General features: G+C 63.0%; 9 protein-coding genes. 4 read left to right on the top strand and 5 right to left on the bottom strand.

What is annotated here, in order from left to right:
• Positions 1-207 precede the first annotated feature (207 nt).
• From FS320_RS06365 to FS320_RS06345, 5 genes are read right to left on the bottom strand one after another with little or no spacing between them, the layout of a single operon-like run.
• The gene (locus tag FS320_RS06365; RefSeq protein WP_152710251.1) at positions 208-1,275 is read right to left on the bottom strand and encodes a Gfo/Idh/MocA family oxidoreductase; all 1,068 of its coding nucleotides are present in this window, start codon (positions 1,273-1,275) and stop codon (positions 208-210) included.
• Positions 1,276-1,289: 14 nt separating this feature from the next.
• Positions 1,290-2,423 carry an N-acetylglucosamine-6-phosphate deacetylase gene (gene nagA, locus FS320_RS06360; RefSeq protein ID WP_152710250.1) on the bottom strand — a complete coding sequence of 378 codons (1,134 nt, stop codon included), beginning with the start codon at positions 2,421-2,423 and terminating at the stop codon, positions 1,290-1,292.
• Positions 2,423-3,475 carry an SIS domain-containing protein gene (locus FS320_RS06355; protein ID WP_152710249.1) on the bottom strand — a complete coding sequence of 351 codons (1,053 nt, stop codon included), beginning with the start codon at positions 3,473-3,475 and terminating at the stop codon, positions 2,423-2,425. Before FS320_RS06355 ends, nagA begins: the two co-directional genes overlap by 1 nt.
• The gene (locus FS320_RS06350; protein ID WP_152710248.1) at positions 3,462-4,247 is read right to left on the bottom strand and encodes a GntR family transcriptional regulator; all 786 of its coding nucleotides are present in this window, start codon (positions 4,245-4,247) and stop codon (positions 3,462-3,464) included. Before FS320_RS06350 ends, FS320_RS06355 begins: the two co-directional genes overlap by 14 nt.
• Positions 4,244-5,125, bottom strand: coding sequence for a glucosamine kinase nucleotide-binding domain-containing protein (locus FS320_RS06345; RefSeq protein WP_152710247.1), 882 nt, complete (start codon positions 5,123-5,125; stop codon positions 4,244-4,246). Before FS320_RS06345 ends, FS320_RS06350 begins: the two co-directional genes overlap by 4 nt.
• 365 nt (positions 5,126-5,490) lie before the next feature.
• Here FS320_RS06345 and FS320_RS06340 point away from each other — a divergent pair, with 365 nt between their 5' ends.
• From FS320_RS06340 to FS320_RS06325, 4 genes are all read left to right on the top strand, one after another.
• Complete coding sequence (locus tag FS320_RS06340; RefSeq protein WP_152710246.1) at positions 5,491-6,780, top strand: ABC transporter substrate-binding protein; 1,290 nt, start codon at positions 5,491-5,493, stop codon at positions 6,778-6,780.
• 72 nt (positions 6,781-6,852) lie between these two features.
• Positions 6,853-7,815, top strand: a complete 963-nt coding sequence (locus tag FS320_RS06335) for a carbohydrate ABC transporter permease (protein ID WP_152710245.1) — start codon at positions 6,853-6,855, stop codon at positions 7,813-7,815.
• A 13-nt stretch (positions 7,816-7,828) separates the two neighbouring features.
• Positions 7,829-8,656: a carbohydrate ABC transporter permease gene (locus FS320_RS06330; protein ID WP_152710244.1), complete on the top strand. Its 828-nt coding sequence runs from the start codon at positions 7,829-7,831 to the stop codon at positions 8,654-8,656.
• A 25-nt stretch (positions 8,657-8,681) separates the two neighbouring features.
• On the top strand, positions 8,682-9,773 hold the full coding sequence (locus FS320_RS06325) for an ABC transporter ATP-binding protein (protein ID WP_152710243.1): 1,092 nt from the start codon (positions 8,682-8,684) through the stop codon (positions 9,771-9,773).
• Positions 9,774-9,824 lie beyond the last annotated feature (51 nt).

The raw sequence follows: 9,824 nt of genomic DNA, 5'->3' as shown, positions 1-9,824 counted from the left end.
CTCGCCGCCAATGCCGCAGCCTGGGTGCTGACGCTGACGCCGCAACAAGCACGTCGCAAGGCCGGCATGGCATCCAAACACTTCTGGCTCAGAAAGCTGTTGCAGAACTTTTGGCGACCTACTTAGAGAACACTGAACCCTCCTTCGAGACGGATTGCTGATGCAATCCTCCTCAGGATGAGGGTCGGGGATAAATTCTATCGCTTTTTATAGCGATATGACCCGCCCCGTCCGCACCGCCTCGTCGGCGGCGAGCACGATGCGCAGGGAGCGGACCGCATCGTTCATGTGATCCGTCAGGTCAACATCCTCCTGGATCGCGCGCAGGAGGAAGCGCTGTTCCCGCTCGCAGAGGGCATCGTGATCCGGCTCGTCCGCGGTGCTGATACGCTCGTCCGCCTTCGCAAAGGTCCCGTCGCCCTTGAGAGCGGCATGATGGAGCAGGATCTGGTTCGTCTTGGTGTGCGCATTGATGTCGTCCGAGCGGATTTCACCGGCGGATTCGGCCATGACGATGCTCACGCTTCCCTTCGGCCCGATCACATCCTTCACGAAATAGGCCGTCTCGCTCATCATCGGGCCCCATCCGGCCTCGTACCAGCCGACGGAGCCGTCGTCGAAGGTCACGTGGAGATGGCCGTAATTGTACATGCCAGCAGGCATGTCCTCGGTCAGGCGCGTGCCGACCCCATGGACCTGCACGGGCTTCGCCTTTGTGATCTGGCACATGACATCCACGTAATGCACGCCGCAATCGACGATGGGGGAGAGGGATTGCAGCAGGCGTTTGTGCGCATCCCAGGCCGCTCCGCTCGATTGCTGATTGAGGTTCATGCGGAAGACGTGGGGCGTGCCCAAGGTCTTGGCGATCTCGATGAACTTGATCCAGGAGGGATGGTGGCGGAGGATATAGCCAATGACGAGCTTGCGCTTCGTCCGGATCGCCGTTTCGACGACGCGCTCGGCGTCCTTCACCGTGTCGGCGAGCGGCTTCTCCACGAAGACGTGGGCGCCCGCCTCCATGGCGCGGATCGCATAGGGAGCGTGCGTGTCGGACCACGTTTTGATTGACACCACATCCGGCTTCACGGCTTCAAGGGCTTCGTCGAACTCGGTAAAGCGCGGCACACCCTGCAAAGCGGCTGGAAGATTCATGCTTTCGATGTTGCGTGTGCAGAGCCCCGCGATCTCGTAGCCATCAATACGTCCATAGGCGAGAGCATGGGACAGTCCCATGTTCCCGAGCCCGACCACGAGAACCCTTTGTGCGCTCATCGAACGATTCCTGCTCAGTTGCTGTTTCCGCCAATCCAAGTCTGCCGCACCTGGAGGCTCTCGTCGAGCAGAACGAGGTCGGCGCGATAGCCGGGTGCGATCCGGCCCAACTCGCGACCGAGGCGCAGGAACCGGGCCGGGATCAGCGAAGCCATACGCAGCACATCCGGCAGAGCAAGACCGAGCCGTTGCACGGCGTTGCGCACGGCGCTGGCCATGTCGAGATCGGAGCCGGCGAGGGTCCCGTCCGCCGTGGTGAGTCGGCCGTCCTTGCGGTAGATCGTGCGTCCGTGCAACTCGAAGCTGGTCAGATCGGTGCCGGTCACCGCCATGGCATCGGTCACAAGCATCATCCGCTCCGTGCCCTTGGCCGCGATGGCAACCCGCAGGGCGGCATCGCTCACGTGGTGACCGTCGACGATGAGGCCGCACCAGGTATCCGGGCTGTCGAGAGCGGCGCCCACCGGGCCCGGATCGCGCCCGGCCAATGGCGGCATCGCATTGTAAAGATGCGTGAAGCCGCACAGGCCATGGCGGATGGCCTCCATGACGGTTTCATAGTCGCTGGCCGTGTGGCCGGCGCAGACCAGCACACCCGCCGATGCAAGGCGGGCAATCGCCTCCATGCCGTTGCGCTCGGGCGCCAGTGTCACGAGGGTACGGCCCTCGCGCAGGGAGGTCATGATCGCGATGTCCTCATCCTCCATCGGGCGCATGAAGGCGGGATTGTGCACGCCTTTGCGCTCGGGACTGATGAAGGGGCCTTCAAGGTGAATGCCGAGAACACCGGGAATGTGGGCGGCGAGCGCCTCGCGCATGGCCTCCACGGCTTCCGCCATCGTCTCACGGGTGTCCGTGATGAAAGTCGGCAGCAGGCCCGTCGTGCCATAGGTCCTGTGAGCCTCGGCGATGGTCCTGATGCCGCCGACGGACCGCATGTCGTTGTAGAGCACGCCGCCGCCGCCATTGACCTGCACGTCTATGAAGCCCGGAGCCAACAGGCCCTCGATCCGGCGGCGCTCGATTCCGGCGCCCAGATCCTGTTCATGAACCAAGCCGAGAATGCGGCCGTTCGCGATGACGACGGCGCGGCCGTCAAGCATGTGCGCGCCGTCGAAGACGCGGGCTCCCACGAGAGCAATGGACATCAGACGGTCTCCGTCACCTTGCGCAGGCGCGGCGGATTGTCGGGATTGCGGCCGCGCGCCAGGGCAATGGCATTCACGAGAGGGTAGAAGCTCTGGATGAGAGCGATGGGCGCGAGATAAGGATGCGCATCCTCGACCGGCGTGAGCATCACGGTGGCGGGGCCTTCGGCGGCGCCGGCGACGATGACGGGAACACCCTGTTCGTTCAGCTTGGCCACCAGATCGTTGACGCCGCTCAGGGTCTCATCCCGCTGGCTGAGCACCAGGATCGGAAAGTGATCGCCTGCGAGCGTCCAAGGGCCATGCATCAGTTCGGCGGCGCTCATCGCCTCCGCATGAACGCCGGATGTCTCCTTGAGCTTGAGTGCGGCCTCCTGCGCAACGGCAAACCCCACGCCGCGGCCGACGACGAACAGGTTGTTCGCTTCGGACAGAACCGGAAGCGCGGCCGACCAGTCGGTCCTGGAAGCCTTGGCGAGCACGTCCGGCAGTGTGTCGAGAGCGTCCAGAAGCTCCCGATCCTGCGACCAATGCGCCACGAGCTGCAGTCCTGCAGCGAGCGCTGCGATGAACGATTTCGTGGCGGCCACGCTCTTCTCGGGGCCCGCATGGAGCGGCAGCACGACCTCGCAGGTGGACGCGAGCGGCGAGGACGTGTCGTTCACGAGCGCCACCGTCAGCGCTCCATCATCTCGTCCGGCTTGGGCGAGGTTGAGAATGTCGGGGCTGCGGCCCGATTGCGACACGGCGAGGAACAGGGCGTCGCGCATGCGCGGGCGCGCCTCGTAGACGGACGTCACCGAAGGGCCGACGGAGGCCGTCACGAGACCGGAATGAATTTCGAGAAGATATTTGACGAAGGTCGCCGCATTGTCGGAGCTGCCGCGCGCGCAGGTCACGGCAAAAGGTGGCGGCGAAGCCCGCAGGCGCTCGCCCAGCTCGCGGCACAGGGGAGCGTTGCTCGCGAGCAGATGTGCGACCACCTGCGGCGCTTCCTGAGCCTCGCGCAGCATGGCCGTCAGGGCAGTGGCATTCGTGTCAGGCATCATCATTGTGCATCCGTTCAGGCTGGCTGATGGTCAGCTCGGCCACGAAATCATAGGCATCGCCCCGGTAATAGGACGAGGTGAATTCGACGACTTCGCCCGTAGCGGTGAACGAGCGGCGTTCGATGTAAAGTGCTGGGCTCTGAGGCGGAACGCTGAGCAGCGAGGCCTGTTCCTCGTTCAGCAGAACCGCGTGCAATCTCTGCAAGGCGCGCGTGGGCATGAAGCCTTGGTCGTGCAGCACGGCATAGAGCGATTGCCTGACGAGGGAAGGATCGGGCAGGATCTTCGAGGGAATGACTGCATTCTCGATCGCCATGGGAATGCCGTTGGCGAGGCGCAGGCGGTTGACGCGGCTCACCAGATCGCCTGGCGAGAGTCCAAGGGCCATCAGCTCGTCCGTCGAAGCCGGTCCCGTCGAACGGCTCAGCATCACGGCCGAGGATTTCAGGCCGCGGGCCGACATGTCGTCGGTAAAGCTCGACAGGCGGGAGAGGGGCTGTTCGAGCCGCATCTGCGGCGCGATGAAGGTGCCCGAGCCCCAGCGTTGGACGAGCACGCCCTTCTGCACCAGCCCCGTGATGGCCTTGCGCACCGTGACGCGCGAGATGCCGAGCTGCTTGGCAAGGTCCCGCTCGCCCGGAAGCGCGGCATCCGCCTTGAGCGCGCCCTTGCGGACCGCTTCCTCGATGGATTGCTGGAGCTGGAGATAGAGCGGCGTGGGATTCCCTTCATCCAGAGGAACGAAGGTGAGCGACTCGCCGGATTGGTCGCTCATGGCGCTTTCCCCTGGAGAGCCGTGCGAGCCAGGAGAATGGCGCCATCGAGCGCATCGGCCATGGGAGCCGTGATGGTTCGCTGCACGGGCGGCGAAAGCCAAGGCCGGAGCGGCTCCGCCAAGCCCCCGAAGAGGCAGATGGCCGGAGCCCCGAGGTCGAGGAGGCGCGTGCCGATCGCACTCAGCCCGGCGGCGGCATCCTCGATGATGGCGATGCCGAGAGGGTCGCGCCGTTCGGCATGCTGCAGGACAAGCGGCGCAAAGCGTCCGTAATCGGCCGGGCGTGCCTTGCCGACCCAATCCACGAGGATCTCGAGATCGTCATTGAACTCGGCGAGAACCGTATCCGAAAGCGGCGTCGATGGCGCGCGTCCGTCATGAGCCCAGATGCAGCGGCGCAGGAGTTCGCGCCCGATGGCGGCGCTACTGCCTTCATCCGAGATCTCGTAGCCCCAGCCGCCGACATAATGGCACTGGCCGCTGGTGCCGCCATAGCCACAGGAGCCCGTGCCGACGATCAGGATGGCTCCGTCGCCTCCCTTGAAGGCGCCGAGCCAGGCGGTATGGGCATCGGTCTCGATCTCGAAGGATGCGAAAGGATGGGCGCGAGACAGAAGGCGTTCGACCGCGCTGGTCTGCCCGGCGCCGGCGGCTCCCATGCCGGCATGAATCCGCTTCAGGTCGTTTTCGTGAAGCCCTGCCTGGGCAAGAGCCTCGCGGCAGGCCGTCAAAATCGAGTTCCAGACCAGATCGGGATCGAGGCGGAAGTTGGAAGGCCCGCCCGTTCCTTCACCCAGCAGCGTACCTTGAGCATCGCGCAGTCGGGCCCGGCACTTGGTGCCGCCGCCGTCAATGCCAAGGAACAAAAGGTCGGTCATAGGGAAACGGATCTCGGAGCGGTCTTACGGACAGGTACCATGCCACTTAATGTCCAGTTCGGGAAGAGGCGCCGGCATGGAATAACCAGCCGCTTTGTCCACAGCCCGGACGAGCTTCACGGGGTAAGAGCGCAAAGGCTTGAAAAAGAAGAGCCGGCAAATTGTGGCTGACGGCTTCAAAGAAGAGTTGTCTTTGAATTTTGCCGATACCAATATGAGGTCACTTGTCCAAAAAGCTTTCCGATGGAACAGTCAGGCTGGCCCGCCGGAAAGCGCAGAATGCAATAAAATCGGCACGGGACAATCAGAGGAATACATTATCAGAGGCGTTTCCAGGCGCCTCTCGATCACGGAGGACAAAGTCAATGACGAAACTTCATTCGAGAGCGTTCCTGCGTCGCGCAGGACAGTTGCTCGCGAGCGCCTCGGTGGCTGCGGCGGCTCTTGCTTTCGCCAATGCCGCCTCGGCCCAGACGCTCACCATCGAGAGCTGGCGCAACGACGACGCGGATGTCTGGAACACCAAGATCATCCCAGCCTTCAACAAGGCTCATCCCAACATCAAGGTTCAGTTCAAGGCCGATCCGCCGACCGAGTACAACGCCGCCCTCAACGCGCGCTTGGCCGGCGGCACTGCAGGCGATCTCATCACCTGCCGCCCGTTCGATGCGTCCCTCGACCTGTTCAAGAAGGGCAACCTGACCTCCGTCAACGACGTCAAGGGCATCGAGAACTTCTCCGACGTTGCCAAGAGCGCCTGGTCCACGGACGACGGCAAGACCACCTTCTGCATGCCGATGGCCTCGGTGATCCACGGCTTCGTCTACAACAAGGAGATCTTCGACGAGCTGAAGCTCACGCCGCCGAAGACGGTGGCCGAGTTCCATGCGGTGCTCGACAAGATCAAGGCCGACGGCAAGTACACGCCGATTGCCATGGGCACGGCCGATCAATGGGAGGCCGCCACCATGGGCTTCCAGAATATCGGTGTGAACTACTGGAAGGGCGAGGAGGGCCGCAAGGCGCTCATCGAGGGCAAGCAGAAGTTCACCGATCCGGCCTATGTGGACGTGTTCAAGGAGCTCGCGACCTGGGCGCCCTATATGGGCGACGGCTACAAGTCCCAGAAATATCCGGACACGCAGAACCTGTTCACGCTCGGCCGTGCGGCCATCTATCCGGCCGGCTCCTGGGATGTGCCGATCTTCCGCAAGCAGGCGGATTTCGAGTTCGATGCCTTCGCGCCGCCTGTCGTGAAGGCTGGCGACAAATGCTACATCAGCGACCACACGGACATTGCGGTCGGCATCAACGCCAAGTCGAAGAATGTCGAGGCAGCCAAGACCTTCCTGTCATGGGTGGCTTCGCCTGAATTTGCCGAGATCTATGCCAACGAGTTGCCGGGTTTCTTCCCGCTCTCCAAGGCCAAGGTCGAAGTAAAGGACCCGGTGGCGGCCAAGTTCGTCGGCTGGCGCGGCACCTGCGAAAGCTCGATCCGCAACTCCTACCAGATCCTGTCGCGCGGCACGCCGAATCTCGAGAACGAGCTTTGGAACGTGAGCGCTCAGGTGTTGAACGGCAGCATGAAGCCTGAAGAGGCGGCCAAGAAGGCCGAGGACGGCCTTGCCAGCTGGTACGAGCCGCACAAGAAGTAATCGCTGACCACGTCGAGGCGGGCCGCTCCCGAGGTGCGGCCCGCCATCCCTACTCCTTCGGCCTGGAGCAGCATGACAGATCTTACGGCTTCACGGATTCAATCGGCGGACGCGGTGCCTACCCGCTCGCGCTTCCCTGTCCATATCGCTGTGTTCCTTGCGCCGGCGCTTGCGATCTACACCCTGTTCTCGATCTATCCGCTGATCGACACGATCCGACTGAGCCTTTATGCGGGCGACGAGACGGGAGTGCGCAGCTTCGTCGGTCTCCAGAATTTCCAAACACTCCTGACGGACCCCAACTGGTCGAGCCAGTTCTGGAACGCCTTTCGCAACAACCTGATTTTCTTCGCGATTCACATGGTGGTGCAGAACGGCATCGGCTTGGGGCTCGCCATGCTGCTCAGCTTGCCGCGTCTGATCGGCGGCAGCGTCTATCGCACGCTCATCTTCCTGCCGACCATGCTGTCCGTCGTTATCATCGGCTTCATCTGGCAGCTCATGCTCAACCCGCTCTGGGGCATTGCGCCGAGTCTTTTGAAGGCTGTCGGCCTGGGAAGCCTCTTCGGGCCCTGGCTCGGCCAGGAATCGACGGCCCTGCTGACGGTTTCCCTCATCTCGGTCTGGCAATTCGTCGGCATTCCCATGATGCTGATCTATGCGGCGCTCCTGAACATTCCCGATGATCTCCTCGATGCCGCCACCGTCGACGGAGCGGGGCCCTTCAGCGTGTTCTGGTTCGTGCGCCTGCCCCTGATCCTGCCGACCCTGGGTGTCGTGTCGATCCTGACCTTCGTTGCCAACTTCAACGCCTTCGATCTGATCTATGCCATCAAGGGCGCGCTCGCGGGTCCGAATTTCTCGACCGACATCCTCGGCACCTTCTTCTATCGCACCTTCTTCGGCTTCCAGCTCCAGGTCGGCAGCCCGACCATGGGGGCGGCGGTCGCGACCGCCATGCTCGTCATCATCCTGGTGGGCGTGCTGATCTATCTCTTCGGCGTGCAGCGGCGGCTGCAGCGGCATAGCTTCTAAGGGAGACCGGGACATGACCATCAGGCCCGGCCGCATCGCCGTTCACATCGCCCTGATCCTCTATACGATCCTGGCGCTCGGTCCGATTCTTCTGATCCTGATCAACGCGTTCAAGACGCGGCGGGCGATCTTCGCCGACCCGCTCGGCTTTCCCAACGGACAGACGTTTACGACCATCGGGTTCGACCGGGTCTTCGCCAATTCCGACTTCGGCCTTTACTTCTTCAACAGTCTGACAGTGACAGTGGTCTCCCTCGTGCTGATCGTGCTGATCGGAGCGATGGCCGCCTGGGCGCTGACGGAGTACAAGTTTCGCGGCAATACGCTGATCGGGCTTTGTCTCGCTATCGGAATCATGGTGCCGATCAGGTTGGGCAGCGTCAGCATCCTGCGCATGATGGTGGAGCTGAATCTCGTCAACACCTTGACGGCGCTGATCCTCGTCTATGTGGCGCAAGGATTGCCGCTTGCCATCCTGATCCTGGGCGAGTTCATCCAGCAGATCCCGAAGGATCTGCGCGATGCCGCCCGGTGCGATGGGGTCAGCGAGTACCGGATTTTCTTCAGCATCATCCTGCCCCTGATCAGCCCAGCCATCGCGACGGTCGCCGTGTTCACGATGGTGCCGGTCTGGAACGATCTCTGGTTCCCGCTGATCCTGGCTCCCGGAGATGGCAAGCAGACGATCACCCTCGGGGTGCAGCAATTCATCGGCCAGTATGTGACGGACTGGAACGCCGTGCTCGCCTCGCTGACGCTGGCGATCGCGCCCGTCCTCGTTCTCTATCTTCTCTTCTCGCGCTATCTCGTGCGCGGCCTGACGGCCGGCGCCGTGAAGTAACGCCCTACTACAGGAATTGACCGCAATGGCTGACGTTTCCCTGCACGGTATCGCCAAATCCTTCGGGGCGACGGAGATCCTGCGCGATATCAATCTTTCCGTCGAGGACGGGGAATTCGTCGTCTTCGTCGGCCCGTCCGGTTGCGGCAAGTCCACCCTGCTTCGCATCATCGCCGGTCTCGAGACGGTCAGCGGCGGCGAGATCAGGATCGGCAGCCGGAGGGTCAACGAGTTGCCGCCGGCGGATCGCAAGATCGCCATGGTGTTCCAGTCCTATGCGCTCTATCCGCATATGAACGTCTACAAGAACATGGCCTTCGGCCTCAAATTCGCCAAGACCAACAAGGCGGAGGTGGAACGCCGCGTGCGTCAGGCGGCGGAGATCCTGAAGCTCACGCCGCTCCTCGACCGCAAGCCGCGGGAGCTCTCGGGCGGTCAGAGGCAGCGCGTGGCGATCGGCCGGGCCATCGTGCGCAACCCGAGCGTCTTCCTCTTCGACGAACCGCTCTCGAATCTCGATGCGGCGCTCCGCGTCAACACGCGGCTCGAGATCGCCAAGCTCCACCGGGATCTCGGCGCGACGATGATCTATGTCACCCACGATCAGGTCGAGGCGATGACGCTCGCGTCCAAGATCGTGGTGATGAACCATGGCCGGATCGAGCAGGTCGGCGCGCCGCTGGAGCTCTATCGTCACCCACGCAACCTATTCGTCGCCGGCTTCATAGGTTCCCCTAGGATGAACTTCATCAAGGGGCAGGTTCTGCGCCTCGAGGGCACCAGCGCGACCATCGGCTTCGCAGGTACGGAAGCGGCGGTGAATGTGCGATCCGCTGGCGTGGCGGCGGGCGACCACGTGACGGTCGGCATCAGGCCCGAGCACATGGAAGAGGGTGGGGCCGACACGGCCTCCCTGCGAGGCACCATCGATGCCGTCGAGCAATTGGGCGAGTCGAGCTATGTCTATATGAAGCTCGCAAGCGGTGACGACGTGATCGTCCGCGCTCCCGGAGAGACCGATGCGGTGCCGGGCGGATCCTACAGCGCCCACGTCCCAACGCGCGCCTTGCATGTCTTCGACGCATCCGGTGTGTCGGTTCTCGCTGAGCGGGGGTGACACGCTCTCACGTCATGGCCGGGCTCGTCCCGGCCATCTCGATTAGTTGAA

The organism is Microvirga tunisiensis (genome assembly GCF_009296175.1).
GTDB lineage: Bacteria > Pseudomonadota > Alphaproteobacteria > Rhizobiales > Beijerinckiaceae > Microvirga > Microvirga tunisiensis.
Note: the sequence above shows the minus strand (reverse complement) of the source record. Positions and strands in the feature narration are given on the sequence as shown.